We start from the raw sequence: 15,916 nt of genomic DNA on the forward strand, positions 1-15,916 counted from the left end.
CCTGATCCAGCGACATCGCCCAGCGACATCGAAACCATGCCAGCGACATCGCTGCGCGACAACGCCTCTTGATCCAGGCCAACCTCGTGTGACACTATCCCCAACGTCACCGCTGACACATCACCATCAATGTCGCTGACCAGTCACCGACGATGTCGCGCTACACCAATTCATTCGACAGCCGAAATCAGGGCCTGGACGCGGTCCTGACCTATCGTTTCGACATTGGCGAGGGCAAGGCGACCCTGGGACTCAACGCAAACTACACCGATACCAAGATCCTACGCGCTTCCCCCGTTATCACCGCTGACCGGGAACGGCTGCTCGAACTCGAACGGTTCGTGCCGCGCTGGAAGGGCAACGCCTCGTTCACCTATGAAGCCGGCCGCTTCGGAATGACCGCGGTCGCCACCTATTTCGGCAAATGGACGGACTACGGTGCGAATGTGGCCAACGACCAGACCGGTAGCGCCGAGATCTTGGCAAACCTCGAGTTGCGATATCGCCTCAGCGAGGCCTTCGGGATCGCGGTGGGCGGCGAGAATATCTTCAACAACTATCCGGACCGCGAAGCCCGCGCTTCGCAGATTGCCAATGGCATCAAGTATCTTCGCTTCGCACCGATCGGGTTCAACGGAGGATTCTGGTACGTTCGGGGCACCGCCAAATTCTGAGGCAATGGCGGAGCGACTGGGCAGTGTTTAGCAAGTATCATTCAGGAGAGGGCGACAACAAGCCCGGCTTCGATCATCCGCTCACGCTTGGCGACCATGAATTCAAGGAAACGCTGCGCGACTTGCGAGGTCGGCCGCAGGGACGGCGTGAACAGCATATACTCGAACTCTATGCGCGGTTCAAACGGCCGCACGACGAGGCCGTGCTGCACATGATCATCTGCGGTGACGGGATTGAGGATCGAGACGCCCACGCCTTGAAGCACCAGAGCGCAGATTGTCATGGCATATTGCGTCTCGACCACGATGCGCGGCTCGGAGCCGGCGGCCTCGAATGCCCGATCCACGCGTCGCCTTGTCGGATCTTCGGCGGCAAGGGAGATGAAATCCTCTCCGTCAAGATCGCGCGCCGTTATGACATCGCGCTCCGCAAGACGATGGCCGGGCGGCAGGACGCAGGCGCCGGCGCAGCGCATGAAGGGCGCCATGTCGATCCCCGGCATTTCTCGAGCGCGCGTCGCGAGGCCGATCTCGAACTGCTGATTTGCAATCCATTGCCGCACCGTTGCCGAGCTTCGCGTCTGAAGCTGGACGAGCACACCGCTATGCGCGTTCTGAAACTCGCGGATGACGGAGGGCAGAAAGCTGACGCCCAGCGCCGGAAGGGCAGCGATCCGCAAATTCCCGCTCGTCATATTCCGGATATCGCGGGCGGCGCGCTTCAAGGCCTCGATGCCGACAAAGCTGCGTTCGACCTCGAAGGAAAATGCTTCCGCCTCAGGAGTAACGCCAAGCGCTGCGCCCCGTGTTCTTACGAACAGGCGAAACCCCAGCGCATGTTCAAGCTCCGCGATACTCTTGCTGACAGCCGGCTGCGAGAGATGCAGCATTTGTGCCGCACGGCTGATCGAGCCGGACTTCATGACCGCAACGAAAGTCTCAAGTTGACGCAGATTCATCGACACGATCCCATCGGATCCTCCCGTACCATAAGCCACGTTCGCCCAGGAGCGTCTTCATCACAGTGGAATGCCCTCCCATGACTGCCGATAGGTCTGATGCGTCGGCACCGCGCCCCGGCGTCCTTGCCCCCGAAACCGCCCTGCTTCATTCGTCATCGTCATCCGCGGTCGACGCGGGGCTGCTCAACCCGCCTGTCCATCGCGCATCGACGATCGTTTACGACACGCTAGAAGCCTATTTGTCACGACACGACCGCCTTTACGATGGCGTCGTTTACGGTCTTTACGGCACGGAGACGACCTTCGCCCTCGCCGCAGCGATTGCCAAACTCGAGCACGGCCATCAGACCGTGATAACCTCATCGGGGACCGCGGCGATTGCCTTGAGCCTCGCCGCCTTCCTCAAAGAGGGCGATCACGCGCTCGTCATCGACACCGCCTATCGCTCGACGCGCCGTTTTTGCGACGAGGTCCTGACCGGCTATGGCGTCGAAATCTCTTACTTCGACCCGGGCATCGGCGCCGGCGTCGAGGCGCTGCTCAGACCCAACACAAGGATGGTGTTCCTCGAAGCGCCAGGCTCGATGACGTTCGAGATACCAGACGTCCGGGCGATCACGCAGGTCACGCGGCGGCACGGCGTCATCACGGCGCTCGACAATACCTGGGCAACTCCCCTTTTCTTCCGCCCGATCGAGCATGGCGTCGACATTTCGATCGCCGCCGCCACCAAATATCTGTCAGGTCACTCGGATGTCATGCTGGGAGCGATGACGGCCGCGAACGCCGATGTTTATACCCGCATCAAGGATATGGCAGCGCGCTGGGGTAATATCGCCAGCCCCGATGATTGCTATCTCGTACATCGAGGGCTGCGTACACTTGACGTTCGGCTGGAGCGGCACCAGCGCAACGCTCTCGAGCTGGCCCAATGGTTTGACCAGCAGCCTGAGGTCCGGCGAGTTCTCTATCCCGCATTACCGTCCGACACGGCACACCGAATCTGGCTACGGGATTTCACGGGGGCGTCCGGTCTCTTTGGTGTCCTTCTCGAGCCGCTATCCCCATCTCAGAGCGCGGCGTTCTTCAACGGACTGCGCCTGTTTCGGCTGGGGTCGAGCTGGGGTGGCTTCGAGAGCCTGCTTGTGCCGGCCTGGCCGCCGCCGGCACGCAGCTGCCTGCCGGTCGATGATGGCACCCTGATCCGTGTCCACGCGGGCCTGGAAGCAAGCCCCGATCTGATCGGCGATCTCGACGATGCTTTTCGCCGCCTTCGCGCGATCTCCCACCAAAAGGATGCATGACGTGATGGCGAACGAACGGTCGAAACAAATGGTGAGAGCATGATGGGTGCGCCAGTGAGGACGTCCGAACGGCGCGATCCCGATGTCATCAACCCTTGGCTCACGGGCTTTTCCTGCATCCGCTGCCAGATGGAACTACCTGTCGGCGACTATCCGGAAGGCTGCCCGATATGTCTGTCCCGCGGCACGCCGGCATCGGTCCGTCCCGTTTACGGCCGCTTGCCCGATGTCGTCGGAAATCCGCAAAAGCGCGGAATGGCCCGCTACGCCGACTGGCTCCCCTATCGGCAATGGACTTCCCTCGGCGAGGGTTCCACCTCCTGCATTTCCGCCCAGCCCCTTGCAGATCACATGGGCATGGCGGGGATTTTCATCAAAAACGAAGGGCAGAATCCAAGCGGTTCCCACAAGGACCGGGTAAGCGGCCTGACGGTGACTCGGGCATGCGATGTCGGTGCGCGGGGGATCGTCGCGGCATCGAGCGGCAACGCGGGCGCGTCGCTCGCCCTCTACGCGGCGGCAGCGGGCCTCCGATGCAGCATTGTCGCGACCCCGGCGCTACAGCCGCTCCATCGCCGCGCGATCACTGCGACCGGCGCTCGGCTGATCACAGCCGGCGACAGCCTTGAGCGATGGAAAACAGTCGAGCGTATGGCAAGGGAAGGCTGGTTCCCGGCGACCAATTATCTCGCTCCGCCAGTCGGCAGCAACGCCTTCGGCGTGGAAGGTCTGAAGACGCTCGCCTTCGAATTGTTCGAGGATCTTGGGGCTGAGCGGCTGGATGCCATATTCGTGCCGACCTCACGGGGCGATCTGCTATGGGGCCTGTTTCAAGGCTTCCACCAACTGCGCGAGGCCGGTTTCATCGCCACGCTGCCGCGCCTGTTCGCAATCGAACCTTTTCCACGAATTAGCAGGATTCTCGCAGGGGAGAGCCTGGACGGCAGCTATCCGGGATCGACTTCGCTGTATTCGATCGCCGGTTCCACCGTCACCTACCAGGCAGTCGAGGCGATCCGGCGATCGCATGGCGACGCCGTCACCGTCGTCGATGCCGACGTTCATCGCGACTTCGAGCTGCTCGCGCAGTATGGCTTCTACCTCGAGCTCTCTTCTGCCGCGACCTTGACCGGACTGCGTACGCTGATCGAGCACGGCGCGATTGCGCGCGAAAGCTGCGCCGTCCTCATCGCCACATCGCATGGCTACAAGGACCAGATCGTCGACGGAGCCGCACGGTGACGGCCAAGTCCGCGTCCGACGCGTTGCTGCGCCGAGAAATTGGCCGGGTCGGCGTCGCCGCGATTGCGATGAACGGCGTCGTCGGCTCCGGCATCTTCGCGCTACCGGCGGTCGCCATCGCCCAGGCGGGGTATTTCAGCCCTTGGCTCTTCCTGCTTTGCGGCGTTCTGATCCTGTCGGTCGCGCTGAGCCTGGCGCGCGCGGCAAGCTTCTTCGACGTCACGGGCGGCCCGATCGTATACACTACCCATGCATTCGGACGCTTCGTCGGGTTTCACACGGGGCTGCTGATCTATGTCAGCCGGGTTGCAGCGATCGCAGCGAGCGCCAATCTTATTGTCAGCTACGCCGTGCCCCTCTCAAGCGCGCTTGAGTCCGGATTTCCGCGGGCGATCGCCATAGCCGCCTATATCACGGCCGCTACTCTTCTGAATGCCATGGGCGTGCGCGCCGGTATGACGGTCCTGTACCTGATCAGCATCCTGAAACTCGCCCCATTGCTGCTACTGATCGTCATCGGCTTCCCCGCCATCGAGTGGGCACGTGTCGTCGACAGCGGTCTGATCGCGCCCACGCAGCTTGGCCAATCGATGCTCGTCCTGATGTACGCCTTTATCGGCTTTGAGTTCAGCCTGATCGCTGCGGGCGAAACACGGAATGCAAAGGCAACCGTTCCCCGGGCGTTGATCGGTACGGTGATCGCCATCGCCCTTTGCTATGCTCTGATCCAGCTCGTAGCCGTCTCGGTAGGCCCGGACCTCGGGAACAGCGCCTCACCACTTGTCGAGCTGGCGAGGCGATTGACAGGAGCGACCGGGGCGATAGCCCTTTCGCTGGGCGCTATATTCTCGATTGGCGGAGGCAGTCTGACGTCTTTGCTCACCGCGCCACGCCTCACCTTCGCACTGGCCCGAGATGGAACGCTCCCCGCGTGGTTCGGTATTGTGAACGAGAGAACCCGCACGCCGGCGAACTCGATCCTGTTCTGCGGAGCGCTCAGTCTGGCGCTTGCCGTCGGGCAGCAGTTCGTGTGGCTCGTGCTCTTGAGCACCTCGGTCCGCTTGATGACCTACGCCTTGTGCATTGCAGCCTTGCCGAAGATCGAGACGAGCTTGCCGAAAGAACCAGGGCAATTCGCGCTGCCCGGGGGGCTTGTCATTCCTGCATGTGGCTTCCTTCTCACGATCTGGCTTTTGAGCCATTCGAGCATGGAATCTTTTGCCATCATGGGCGTCGTCGTCGCTCTCGGCAGCATCGTCTACCGGGCCAGCATCCGCCGGTCATCAACGTAGGGGTCACGACGGTGGAGCGAGCGGTCGGCTCTTCAAGCCCAACGCGATCGGCTCATTTCTCGCTCACCAGTCGTGAACTAACGGCAAATCTGTCAGAATTTGAGGGTGAAAGTGATTTATGGCCCTCATTTTTGTTTCAAGCAGCGCCTGCCGAATGCATCTCTGCGATTGATGTCTTCTGCAAAAGCTTGTTGGCATCGGATGCTCGTTGATCACACTTAACCCGTAATCGTGCCTCTGGCTGACATACCCGACAAACGTATAAGCTCGCCATGCGCGGGCGTCACCAACCCAATTCCGCGTGCGATCCCAAGCGCACAAGCTGCAAGGTGTCGTCATCGGGCTTGCGGTAGATCAGCACGAGGTCGGGCTTTATGTGGCAATCGCGATGGTCGCGCCAGTCGCCGGTCAGCGCATGGTCGCGGTGGCGCGGTTCAAGCGGCTCGTCGGATGCCAGCGCCTCGATGATCGGGATCAGGTCAGCGTCCAGCGTCTTGGCGTGCTGCCCCTTCTTTTCCCGCTTGTAGTCGCGCTTGAACCGCCCGAAGCGTTCAATCGTCCGCATTGAGGTCGGCCATCAGGTCGGCCACCGTGGCGAACCGCTTGCCCTTTCCCTCGCGCGCTTCCTTCATGGCCTCGATCGTCTCGGCATTGGGGACCAGCGGTTCAAACGGCAAGGCCTTGTCGCGCGCAACGCGGGTCAGCATCAGGCGCACGGCATCGGAGACGGTCAGTCCCATAGCCGCCAGCACGGTCGCGGCTTCCTCCTTCACCGCTCCGTCGATCCGGGTCTGCACAAGAGCGTTTGCGGCCATGTCGATTTCCTTTCTGCATGACGATGTAATGCAAGCGAACGCAAAGTGCAATCAGGCAAAGCCCCCGGCTATCGACATGGCGACCGGGCTTCGCGTTTTTCCCCTTCAATGCTGTGAGTGCCATCGGTTCGGGGCCCTGATCGGGAATGTTGGGGCCGTTCCCACACTTTCGGTGGGCAAACGGTCCCACAATCGTTCCCACATTTTGCGCCAAATTCAGGCAAATCAGGGAGACGACCGCGAACAACTTACAAGACAAATCGTTGCTTTTCCAGTGTAGGCAGGGACGCCTTCAGCTCGCTTGACACAAGGTTCTACACTCGACAGCGGGGTCCTCTACCACCGGGCAATTCTGCAGGATGCTGCAAACCGCGCGATATCAATGGCGGGCGAAAATTCGCTGACCGGCGCTGCCGAAGACCACCACCGTATAGGGTTGGCGGGCAGCGCCTGCCACTTCCATGCCCTCCGAACCGATCGGCATCCCCGCAACCGCAATGCCTTTGACGCCCGCAGGACGGGTCGCCAGCAAGCGCTTGACGTCGGATATCGGGACATGGCCCTCGATCATATAGCCATCGACGATCGCGCTGTGGCAGGATGCCAGCCTCCGGGGCATGCCGGCCCTGCGCTGAAGCTCGCTGCGCGACGCATCGTCACGCATGACGACCTTGCGTCCCAGCTTCGCGCGCACGGCCTGCGCCCACTTCTCGCAACATCCACATCCCGGATCCCGGTGGACAACGACATCACTGGCCGCAAGCGCCACGCCAGGCATGGCGAGGAACAGCAAGGCGGCGGATAGGCGGGTCTTCATAAAATGACTCCCGGAAGAACGATAAGCATGGGGCAGTGGCCCCTCCTTTTCTATACGCATCAATGCGCCCCTCCCCTCATCACGCAGATGATTTTACGATGGCGGGCGGCCTCCAGGCTAGCGGCAGGGACACAATAAGTGCCAGCGACAGACCACCAATCCCCCACAGGACGAGCGGCTGCGCCCCGGGAGCGACGATGGCGATCGCCAGCGGCGCGAGCGCCTGCCCGGTGCTGGCGGCGGAATGCTGGAAACCGAGCTTCAGACCCGAAGGGGCTGCCGCACCGCTGATCCAGAAGCTGGTGACCAATCGAAGGGTTGCCGAGCTCCAGCCGGCAGCAACGATGATCCCACTGAGCTCGGCCATGCTCGCGGCGACAGGGAACAGGAAGAGCGCCGCAGCCAGCAGGCCGAGCGTCAGCCCCGCAAGCCGCCTCGGCATGGTCACCAGCCAATCGAGCCTCCCATGGAAGATCTGTGCCGCCAGCATACCCAATCCGCAAAGACTGAGCATCCAGGCGATCTCCTCGCGGCTCAGCGAAATGGCGCTCCGCGTCAAAAGGAGATTGACATGCATCGCCGCCAGCCCGCCGCCCGCGACGATCGTGACGAAAAGCAGGATCAACGTCGCACCAAGCGTCGGCGCGGGCAGGTCTCCGCCATCGATGCAAGGTGCACACCAGCGCGGCAGACGCACGGCGCAAAGCGCCGCCCCGACGGCACCGATGCCGAGAGCGAGGATCATGAGGGGAGCGCGGGGCAGGATCGCGGCCGAGACCTCCGCCACCAGCGGACCGGTGAGATCGCCCAGAAACACGAAGGCGGTCAGCCAGGTGAAGCGCCGCGCCTGGTCCGCGCGCCCGCTTGCGGCAAAGCTCGCGCAGAGCAATCCCAGCGGTATGATGGCGGCCGCCGCCGTCCCCGCCACCAGGCGCAATGCATAAAGCTCAGGCAGCCCGACGAGACCGATCGGCGCGGTCACCAGCGCGAGGATGACCAGCGCTGCGCGCAACATCGCCCGATAGTCGACCCGGTCCGCGATCCAGCCCCAGAGCGGCGCCGCCAGCAAGGCAGCCAGGGGGTGGACCGCGGTCAGGCTCGCGACATGAAAATCATGAGCGCTTGACGATAGCGCGCCACGAGCCGGGTCGACCAGTGTCGGAAGGAAGGCGAGAATGGCCGTCTGTCCCGCCGACGCCGCAGCCGCCGCGAGCAGCAAGACGAAAAAGGAGGCCGGCCAGCGACCGTTGGCTTGCGATCCAGCCTTGTCACGCGGCGCGTTCGCGGTCGATCCCTCAAGTCGCCATCCGCGGATCACCACCAGGCGCGCAAGCCGATCACCAGCCTGTGTTCCGAAGGCCCTTCCCCGCGCAGGCGACGGAAATCGGCCGTGCCGTCAAATGCGCGCTCCCAGACAAAGCCGATATAGGGCGCGAACTTGCGCGACACCTCGTAGCGCAACCGCCCGCTCAGCTCGACATTGCTGAAACCGCTGCCGAGCTGCCGATCTCTCGACCGCTTCGAATAGATATTGGTCTCTACCTGCGGCGTGAGGATCAACCGATTGGTGAACAGGACCTCATAGGAGGCCTTGGCGCGCGCCGCGAGACGCCCATCGGTTCCTACATAGCCGGTGAGCTGGACGTCGAACCAATAAGGCGCCAGTCCCTCGACGCCGGCGGCCAGCCACGTCGTCGCGCCCTTGCCGAGATCCTGCCTGACCCCGAGCAGCGTGCCCCAGAACGGGTTCTTGCTGTGCCACCACAGCGCCTCGACGCTGCTCTCCGGATCGAGACGTTGGTCGCGGGAGTTCTTGAGCCCCTGGCTGCGCAGCCAGAGCTTGTCATTGTCCTGACCCTTGGTCACGAGCACGGTCCAGCCCACGCCCTGACCCTCGTTGCCGCTGGTGAACTCGAGCTCATCCAGAAGTATCCTGGGGATCGAGAGCTTGTCGGCCATCTCATAGCCCGGCAGCGTCGAGTTGCGGTAGCCGTCGGCATAATCGTCCGAGTTGCGCGCGTCGGGCGGGGCCTTGCCACCCTGCATCGAGCCCATCTCCATCGTGGCGCCGTTACCGGACGCCTTCGTGTCGGTCATATCCATGCCCGGCATGTCCATGCCCGCATGGTCCTGAGAGCCTTGCGCGGAAGGGGTGTGCGGAGCGGGAGTGGCCGTTTGGGCAGGGGTGGTGGCGAGCGACGGGGGCGAGGCATCCTGCGCGAGAGCGGGAGCCGTGATCGCCGGCGCCAGGAAGAGGGCAGCGCCAAGAGCAATGCCGCGCGAGGGGAAAATCCGGATCATGCGACCACCACCTCCCGGAACATGCCGGCCGCCATGTGATAGAGCAGATGGCAGTGAAAGGCCCATCGACCCAAGGCATCGGCGGTGACGCGGAAGCTCACCCGCTGGGCGGGCTGGACCACGACCGTATGCTTGCGGACCTGGAAGGCGCCGTCCGGGCCTTCGACATCGCTCCACATGCCGTGCAGATGCATCGGATGCGCCATCATCGTGTCGTTGACGAAGGTGACGCGCAGCCGCTCGTTCGGCCTAAAATGGAGCGGCCTGGAATCGTTGAGCTTGATGCCGTCGAGCGACCAGATGAACCGTTCCATATTGCCCGTCAGATGCAGCTCGATATCGCGCTCGGGCTCGCGCGGGTCGGGATCGCCGCCCGGCGTGCGCAGGTCGGCCAGCGTCAGCACGCGCCAGTCGCGCCCGCGCAGCCCGGCGCCCGGATCGTCGAGATTGGTGCGGGGATAGTCGACGCGCATGTCGGTATTGGCGCCATATTCGGTGCGGGCGTGCTGTGCCCTGGCCGGCATCTCGGTCATGCCGTGCCCGGCATGCGCGTCGCCTCCCATTGCGCCCATCGTCGCCATCGCGCCCATCATGTCGACCGGCTCGAGCCAGGTCCGGGCATCGAGCGGCGGCACGGCTGCCGCCATGCCCGGAGCCGGTGCGATCGTGCCGCGGGCATAGCCGCTCCGATCGATCGCCTGCGCGAAGATGGTGCGGGCGCCGCCCTCGGGCATGGTGAACTCGACGTCATAGGTCTCGCCCGGGCCGATCCGGAACTCCTCGACCGTGACCGGTTCGACCGGCTGCCCGTCGGTCGATACGACCGTCAGCTCGACCCCGGGGATCCGCACGTCGAAGAACGTCGCCGTCCCCGCGCCGACGAAGCGCAGGCGCACGCGCTCGCCGGGCGCGGCGATACCGGTCCAGTTGCCGGCGGGCGGCGCGCCGTTCATCAGATAGGTATAGGTCGCGGCAGAGACATCGCTGTAGTCGGTCGGGTTCATCCGCGAGCTGTTCCACATCCGCCGCCGCTCGAGCGCCTTGCCAAGGCCCATGGCGCCGACATCCTTGAGGAAGTCGCCGGCGGTCGGCTGCGCAAAATTATAGTAGTTGCTCTGCTTCTTGAGATTGAGGAAGATCTGCAGCGGCGGCTCGTCCGACCAGTCGCTGAGCACGATGCAATAATCGCGATCGGGCGCCCGCGCCGCCGGCGCCTGTTTCGGCTCCACGATGATCGCTCCATAGAGTCCCGTCTGCTCGGCGAGCGTGTGAGCGTGATACCAGTAGGTTCCGCTCTGGCGGACCTCGAAGCGATAGGTGAAGGTCTCGCCCGGCGCGATGCCGGCAAAGCTGATGCCGGGCACGCCGTCCATCTCCGCCGGCACGATGATGCCGTGCCAATGGATGCTCGACATCTCCTTGAGGCCGTTGCGCACGCGCAGCGTGACCGTGTCGCCTTCGCGCAGGCGCAGGACCGGCGCGGGCACGCTGCCGTTCACGGCGGTCGCGATACGGCGCTTGCCGGTGAAGTTGACCGGCAGCTCGGCGATCTCGAGGTCGAACTCGGTCCCGCTCAGCTCAGCGGGCGAGACTGGGGCGGATCGCGCGAGAAGCGCCGGGGCGAAACCGGCGACCGCGCCGCCGATCGCCAGCCCCTGGACGAAACGGCGCCGCGCGATCGGCCGGATATGTAAGGGAGACATGAACTGTACTTTCGCGAAGTCGGCTTCAGGCGAGGTCGAGGACGATCCGGCCCTCGATGTCGCCATGATGCATGCGGGAGAAGACGTCGTTGATGTTCTCCAGCTTGTCTGCATGGACCGTGGCCTTGACCTTGCCCTCGCCGGCGAACGCCAGTGCCTCGAGCAGATCGAGCCGCGTGCCGACGATCGAGCCGCGCACGGTAATGCCGTTCAGCACGGTGTCGAAGATCGACAACGGGAAGTCGCCCGGCGGCAGGCCGTTGAGCGCGACCGTGCCGCCGCGCCGGACCATGCCGAGCGCCTGCTGGAACGCCTTGGGCGAAACGGCGGTCACCAGCGCCCCGTGCGCGCCGCCAATGGCTTTCTTGAGCGCTGCCGAAGGGTCCTCGTTGCGCGCGTTGACCGTCAGTGTGGCGCCAAGGCGTGTAGCGAGGTCGAGCTTGCTATCGTCGATGTCGACCGCGGCCACATTGAGACCCATGGCTCGGGCATATTGCACCGCCATGTGGCCGAGCCCGCCAATGCCGGAGACGACCACCCACTCGCCGGGTCGGGCCTCGGTGGCCTTCAATCCCTTGTAGACGGTGACGCCCGCGCAGAGGATCGGCGCAATGTCGAGGAAGTCGACATTGTCGGGAAGGTGACCAACATAGTTGGGATCGGCGAGGACATATTCGGCAAAGCTGCCATTGACCGAATAGCCGGTGTTCTGCTGTTCGTGGCAAAGCGTCTCCCAGCCACCCAGGCAATGCACGCAGTGCCCGCAGGCGGTGTAGAGCCAGGGCACACCGACCCGGTCGCCTTCCTTCACATGGGTGACGCCTGCACCGACGGCGGCGACATGCCCGACGCCTTCATGGCCAGGAATGAAGGGCGGGTTGGGCTTGACCGGCCAGTCTCCTTCTGCCGCGTGCAGGTCGGTATGGCACACGCCGGTTGCCGCAATCTTGACCAGGATCTGCCCGGGGCCGACCGCCGGGATCGGCGCGTCCTCGATGACCAGGGGCTTGCCAAATTCGCGGACGACCGCCGCCTTCATGGTTTTCGCCATGTCCGTTTCTCCTTTTAAGCGGGGGGTCAGAATAGGCCGAGCGCGTGCTCGTCATAGGAGACGAGCAGATTCTTGGTCTGCTGATAATGATCGAGCATCATCCGGTGGTTTTCACGCCCGAAGCCCGATGCCTTGTATCCGCCGAAGGCGGCATGGGCGGGGTACTGATGATAGCAGTTGGTCCAGACCCGCCCGGCCTCGATCGCGCGGCCGAGCCGGTAGGCGGTGTTGCCGCTCCGGGTCCAGACGCCCGCGCCAAGACCGTAGGCGGTGTCATTGGCAAGTGCGATCGCCTCCTCGACCGTCTTGAACGTGGTGACCGACAGGACGGGACCGAAGATCTCCTCCTGGAAGATGCGCATGTGGTTCTGACCCACGAACACGGTCGGCTGCACGAAATAGCCCTGGTCGAGCGCACCGCCCGGCAGCGCCCTGGCGCCACCGACCAGACACTGCGCGCCCTCGGCGTTGCCGATATCGATATAGCCCAGGATCTTGTGGAGCTGGTCCTCCGACGCCTGCGCGCCGACCTGGACCGACGGGTCGAGCGGATCGCCCTGGCGGATCGCGGCGACGCGCGCCACGGCGCGCTCGATGAAGCGGTCGAAGATCGACTCATGGATCAGGGCGCGCGACGGGCAGGTACAGACCTCGCCCTTGTTGAAGGCGAACAAAGTAAAGCCTTCGAGCGCCTTGTCGAAGAAGGCATCGTCCTCGTCGAGCACGTCCGCCATGAAGATGTTGGGCGACTTGCCGCCAAGCTCCATCGTCTGGGGGATCAGATGGTCCGCCGCGGCGTGCATGATCTGCTTGCCGGTGACGGTCTCGCCGGTGAACGAGACCTTGGCGATGCGCGGATTGGCGGCGATCGCCTGGCCAACGGTCCGTCCCGGGCCGGTAACGACATTGAGCACGCCGGGCGGCAGGATGTCGGCGGTGAGCTCGGCGAACATCAGCAAGGTGAGCGGCGTCTGGGATGCGGGTTTGATGACGGTGCAGTTGCCCGCCGCCAGCGCCGGGGCGATCTTCCACGCCGCCATCAGCAGCGGGAAGTTCCACGGGATGATCTGGCCGACGACGCCGAGCGGCTCGCGGAAATGATAGGCGATGGTGTCCGCATCGATCGTCGAGATGCCGCCTTCCTCCGCCCGGATGCAGCCGGCGAAGTAGCGGAAATGGTCGATCGCGAGCGGCACGTCGGCAGCGCGCGTCTCGCGGATCGGCTTGCCATTGTCGATCGTCTCGGCAAGTGCCAGCAACTCCAGATTGTCTTCGAGCCGGTCGGCGACGCGATTGAGAATCCTGGCGCGTTCGGCGGGCGCGATCCTTGCCCATTGATCCTTGGCGGCGTGCGCCGCATCGAGCGCGCGCTCGAAATCTTCCGGCGTCGACAGCGCGAACTCTGCGATCTGGGCGCCATTGATCGGGCTCGTGTCGGCGAAATACTCGCCGCCCGCAGGAGCGCTCCAGCGGCCTCCGATGAAATTATCATAGCGGTGTCGGAAGGAGGCCGCCGCGTTAATGGTCCCGATCGCCTTCTCGAACATAACCTGACTCCATCTCTATCGATGGCCTGACGGAGTAATCTCTTTGCCCGGGTGGTCTATAAGTAAGTTCCGCAGAAGGTAGTCTGGTATCGGGGTCGCGGGCTTGAGGGTCAGACACGCCAACAGAGCCGATGACTATTCATCGACTCCTGAACGTATTCGCGCACGCCTGATCGGAATTATGCCGAGACAGGCGTTACTCGGCCGAGTCTTCTTTTGGCGAGGGCGGCGCTTGGCATTCCAATTCTGGCGTTACGCCCGGACGCGCTTTAGGCTCACCCAATCGCCTTTCTGAAGCGTCCCGTCCCTCACGCGGAAATGAGCATAATGGTCGTCGAAAATCTGGTCGACTTCGACATGACCGACAAGACGGCGGTGGCGCGGCGTTGCGTGATAGACTTCGAGTATCTGCCCGATGTGCGCGCCATCGGCCTTACCCAGGCAGGCCACTGTGCCGCCCGCATCCATACGGACGATCTTGCCGCGCATGAACAAGCTATGGCCGATACCCTGTGCGAGGAGCGGCGTGCTGCCAAAGAGCAGAAAGCCAACAGCAGCACCGACGCCAAGATGTTTTCGCATCGCTGTTTCCTCTGTCAAGTCAGACGCTCGGACCCGGTTTTGAAAGCTGGGAGCACGGGGCGACGCTGGGCATCGTCAAAGAACTGGCCCGCCGCGGGGGAACGGCGGGCCCTCAGCCCCTGGGGTCTGTTCTCGGGGCTGGAAACCTCACATGTCGCTCATCGGCTTGTCGGCCATGGGCTTGGCGGTCTTCTTCTTCGCCGCCGGCTTGGCCTTCTTCATCGGCATCTTGCAGCAGCCACTCTTCGCCTTACCGGCCATGCCCGAGCCGTTCGATGCAGGCGAGCCGCCGGACATGCCGGCCATCCCCGACATGCCCTGTTGATCCTGCTGGGCCGGTTGCCCCTGCTGCTTCTGCGCGCCGGCCTGATGATCCTTCATCATCTGATCGTGCATCTGCTGCCCGCCATGATCCATGCCCTGCTGGTGGGCATGGGCCGGCGCAGCCTGCGCGGGCGCGGGCGTCGACTGGGCGAGAGCGGTGCCGGCGGCGAAGGTTAGCGTCGCGAAGAGGCTGACGGGCGCCGCGAGAAATGTCGTCTGTCGCATTGAGGGTCTCCGAGTGTTCTTCCTGTTGCCCGATCGACGTTCCGATCCCGGCAATTCCGAAGCTTCAATGCTGCTAGCGAGACGCTGTCTGTATACGTAAGTTACGAATCGAAATCCGATCGGCCGTGTGCCTGCTGGAGCAGGCGCGTAAAATGATGATCCGGGATCGATCAAAAATGTGACCCGGCCTGGTTTTCTCGTCCTGAGACCGGCCAGAAAAGCGATTGGCCCGCCGTGGGAACGGCGGACCAAGGCTTCGGTTGAAAGCGGCCATGATCTTGTCCGTCAACCTTGTCGTCTGATGGAATGATGGCAGGGTCAGCAACCACCGTCCGACCTGTGTGACATGCCGGAGGCGCCGTCCTGGTCCTGCGAATCCCGCATCGCCATTCGATGGCCCTGCATCATCTGGCCGTGCATCTGCTCCTTACCGTGAGCCATGCCCTGCATGTGGGCAGGATCGGGCTGGGCAGGCGCCGGCCTGGCCTTGAGGGTCTCCTCAAGATCGGGCATGCCCGACGGCATCCCGTCCGCCAGCACCGGTCCGGCACTGACGGCGAGGAAGCCGAGAGCTGCGAGCGAAGCGATCATTGCCGTCTTCTTGCGCAAGTATCCATTCCTTCAAGTCTGGGTTTCCCGTTCGATCGAGCATATGCCCGGTCGATTGTCGCCCCTTCCGGAGCTTGCCCGTGAAATGGTGTCACCTTCCGCCTTGCTGTATACGTAATGTGCGAAGTCCGTCTCTGAGATGGCCATAAATTATCGCACTGGCATCGTTGTTGTGCCGATGTGTAACTATGGTTCGGACTCGAGAGCAGGACAGGTCGGCAACAGTGACTAATCCATGGCGGCCAGCAGACGCTCGAGAGGAATAGTGGCAAAAGTGGTGAAGCTGTCAGCAATGGCATAAGGCAGTACCAGCACCCGATTATGTACCATCGCGCCGCAGCTGTAGGCTACGTTTGGCACATAACCTTCGCGCTCATCCATGTCCGACCGCAAAAGCGGTGTAAGCGTCCGGTGTTCCCCGCCTTGCTGACGAGGTGATGCGCAAGCCACAGGTGCGGCACTGTGGCA

General features: G+C 63.4%; 16 protein-coding genes and 1 pseudogene. 4 read left to right on the plus strand and 13 right to left on the minus strand.

The features are described 5' to 3' along the window. Positions 1 to 125 precede the first annotated feature (125 nt). A complete protein-coding gene (locus A7X12_RS16575; protein ID WP_332308557.1) occupies positions 126 to 674 on the plus strand; it encodes a TonB-dependent receptor domain-containing protein in 549 nt (182 codons plus the stop codon). A 41-nt stretch (positions 675 to 715) separates the two neighbouring features. Here A7X12_RS16575 and A7X12_RS16580 read toward each other — a convergent pair whose 3' ends face one another. Continuing rightward, entirely contained in the window at positions 716 to 1,633 is a 918-nt protein-coding gene (locus A7X12_RS16580; protein WP_064312607.1) for a LysR family transcriptional regulator, read from the minus strand. An 80-nt stretch (positions 1,634 to 1,713) separates the two neighbouring features. Here A7X12_RS16580 and metC point away from each other — a divergent pair, with 80 nt between their 5' ends. Genes metC through A7X12_RS16595 form a run of 3 tightly spaced genes read left to right on the plus strand, consistent with a single transcriptional unit; the run spans position 1,714 to position 5,474 of the window. Next, positions 1,714 to 2,940, plus strand: coding sequence for a cystathionine beta-lyase (gene metC, locus A7X12_RS16585; protein ID WP_064312608.1), 1,227 nt, complete (start codon positions 1,714 to 1,716; stop codon positions 2,938 to 2,940). 54 nt (positions 2,941 to 2,994) lie between these two features. After that, entirely contained in the window at positions 2,995 to 4,182 is a 1,188-nt protein-coding gene (locus A7X12_RS16590; RefSeq protein WP_169803499.1) for a threonine synthase, read from the plus strand. Continuing rightward, positions 4,179 to 5,474 carry an APC family permease gene (locus A7X12_RS16595; RefSeq protein WP_064312610.1) on the plus strand — a complete coding sequence of 432 codons (1,296 nt, stop codon included), beginning with the start codon at positions 4,179 to 4,181 and terminating at the stop codon, positions 5,472 to 5,474. The genes A7X12_RS16590 and A7X12_RS16595 overlap by 4 nt, the downstream gene beginning before the upstream one ends. Before the next feature lie 283 nt (positions 5,475 to 5,757). On the opposite strand, the gene A7X12_RS16600 is transcribed toward A7X12_RS16595, so the two are convergent. The 12 genes and pseudogenes from A7X12_RS16600 to A7X12_RS25200 all read right to left on the minus strand — a co-directional run. Continuing rightward, positions 5,758 to 6,039: a type II toxin-antitoxin system YafQ family toxin gene (locus A7X12_RS16600; protein ID WP_004212690.1), complete on the minus strand. Its 282-nt coding sequence runs from the start codon at positions 6,037 to 6,039 to the stop codon at positions 5,758 to 5,760. Then, entirely contained in the window at positions 6,026 to 6,289 is a 264-nt protein-coding gene (locus A7X12_RS16605) for a type II toxin-antitoxin system RelB/DinJ family antitoxin (RefSeq protein WP_064312611.1), read from the minus strand. Before A7X12_RS16605 ends, A7X12_RS16600 begins: the two co-directional genes overlap by 14 nt. A 379-nt stretch (positions 6,290 to 6,668) precedes the next feature. Further along, complete coding sequence (locus A7X12_RS16610) at positions 6,669 to 7,106, minus strand: DUF411 domain-containing protein (protein ID WP_064312612.1); 438 nt, start codon at positions 7,104 to 7,106, stop codon at positions 6,669 to 6,671. A gap of 79 nt (positions 7,107 to 7,185) precedes the next feature. After that, complete coding sequence (locus A7X12_RS16615) at positions 7,186 to 8,427, minus strand: MFS transporter (RefSeq protein WP_064312613.1); 1,242 nt, start codon at positions 8,425 to 8,427, stop codon at positions 7,186 to 7,188. Beyond that, the gene (locus A7X12_RS16620; protein ID WP_170170957.1) at positions 8,421 to 9,407 is read right to left on the minus strand and encodes a copper resistance protein B; all 987 of its coding nucleotides are present in this window, start codon (positions 9,405 to 9,407) and stop codon (positions 8,421 to 8,423) included. The genes A7X12_RS16615 and A7X12_RS16620 overlap by 7 nt, the downstream gene beginning before the upstream one ends. Continuing rightward, the gene (locus tag A7X12_RS16625; protein ID WP_064312615.1) at positions 9,404 to 11,110 is read right to left on the minus strand and encodes a copper resistance system multicopper oxidase; all 1,707 of its coding nucleotides are present in this window, start codon (positions 11,108 to 11,110) and stop codon (positions 9,404 to 9,406) included. The genes A7X12_RS16620 and A7X12_RS16625 overlap by 4 nt, the downstream gene beginning before the upstream one ends. Before the next feature lie 25 nt (positions 11,111 to 11,135). Next, on the minus strand, positions 11,136 to 12,161 hold the full coding sequence (gene adhP / locus A7X12_RS16630; protein WP_064312616.1) for an alcohol dehydrogenase AdhP: 1,026 nt from the start codon (positions 12,159 to 12,161) through the stop codon (positions 11,136 to 11,138). 26 nt (positions 12,162 to 12,187) lie between these two features. After that, positions 12,188 to 13,708 (minus strand): aldehyde dehydrogenase family protein, encoded by a 1,521-nt coding sequence (locus tag A7X12_RS16635; RefSeq protein ID WP_064312617.1) that lies wholly within the window; start codon positions 13,706 to 13,708, stop codon positions 12,188 to 12,190. Between the two features lie 252 nt (positions 13,709 to 13,960). Then, positions 13,961 to 14,290: a hypothetical protein gene (locus A7X12_RS16640; protein WP_004212674.1), complete on the minus strand. Its 330-nt coding sequence runs from the start codon at positions 14,288 to 14,290 to the stop codon at positions 13,961 to 13,963. A 147-nt stretch (positions 14,291 to 14,437) separates the two neighbouring features. Beyond that, positions 14,438 to 14,839: a hypothetical protein gene (locus tag A7X12_RS25985; RefSeq protein WP_015449265.1), complete on the minus strand. Its 402-nt coding sequence runs from the start codon at positions 14,837 to 14,839 to the stop codon at positions 14,438 to 14,440. A 318-nt stretch (positions 14,840 to 15,157) separates the two neighbouring features. Then, entirely contained in the window at positions 15,158 to 15,448 is a 291-nt protein-coding gene (locus A7X12_RS16650; RefSeq protein WP_064312618.1) for a hypothetical protein, read from the minus strand. 228 nt (positions 15,449 to 15,676) lie between these two features. Beyond that, a pseudogene (locus A7X12_RS25200) lies at positions 15,677 to 15,916 on the minus strand (glycosidase); the annotation flags it as partial.

This window comes from Sphingomonas sp. TDK1, assembly GCF_001650735.1.
Taxonomy (GTDB): domain Bacteria; phylum Pseudomonadota; class Alphaproteobacteria; order Sphingomonadales; family Sphingomonadaceae; genus Sphingomonas.

Coding starts and splice junctions, on each gene's coding strand:
- A7X12_RS16580 (WP_064312607.1), bottom strand. CDS start 1,633: ATGAATCTGCGTCAACTTGAGACTTTCGTTGCGGTCATGAAGTCCGGC.
- metC (WP_064312608.1), top strand. CDS start 1,714: ATGACTGCCGATAGGTCTGATGCGTCGGCACCGCGCCCCGGCGTCCTT.
- A7X12_RS16600 (WP_004212690.1), bottom strand. CDS start 6,039: ATGCGGACGATTGAACGCTTCGGGCGGTTCAAGCGCGACTACAAGCGG.
- A7X12_RS16605 (WP_064312611.1), bottom strand. CDS start 6,289: ATGGCCGCAAACGCTCTTGTGCAGACCCGGATCGACGGAGCGGTGAAG.
- A7X12_RS16610 (WP_064312612.1), bottom strand. CDS start 7,106: ATGAAGACCCGCCTATCCGCCGCCTTGCTGTTCCTCGCCATGCCTGGC.
- A7X12_RS16620 (WP_170170957.1), bottom strand. CDS start 9,407: ATGATCCGGATTTTCCCCTCGCGCGGCATTGCTCTTGGCGCTGCCCTC.
- A7X12_RS16625 (WP_064312615.1), bottom strand. CDS start 11,110: ATGTCTCCCTTACATATCCGGCCGATCGCGCGGCGCCGTTTCGTCCAG.
- adhP (WP_064312616.1), bottom strand. CDS start 12,161: ATGGCGAAAACCATGAAGGCGGCGGTCGTCCGCGAATTTGGCAAGCCC.
- A7X12_RS16635 (WP_064312617.1), bottom strand. CDS start 13,708: ATGTTCGAGAAGGCGATCGGGACCATTAACGCGGCGGCCTCCTTCCGA.
- A7X12_RS16640 (WP_004212674.1), bottom strand. CDS start 14,290: ATGCGAAAACATCTTGGCGTCGGTGCTGCTGTTGGCTTTCTGCTCTTT.
- A7X12_RS25985 (WP_015449265.1), bottom strand. CDS start 14,839: ATGCGACAGACGACATTTCTCGCGGCGCCCGTCAGCCTCTTCGCGACG.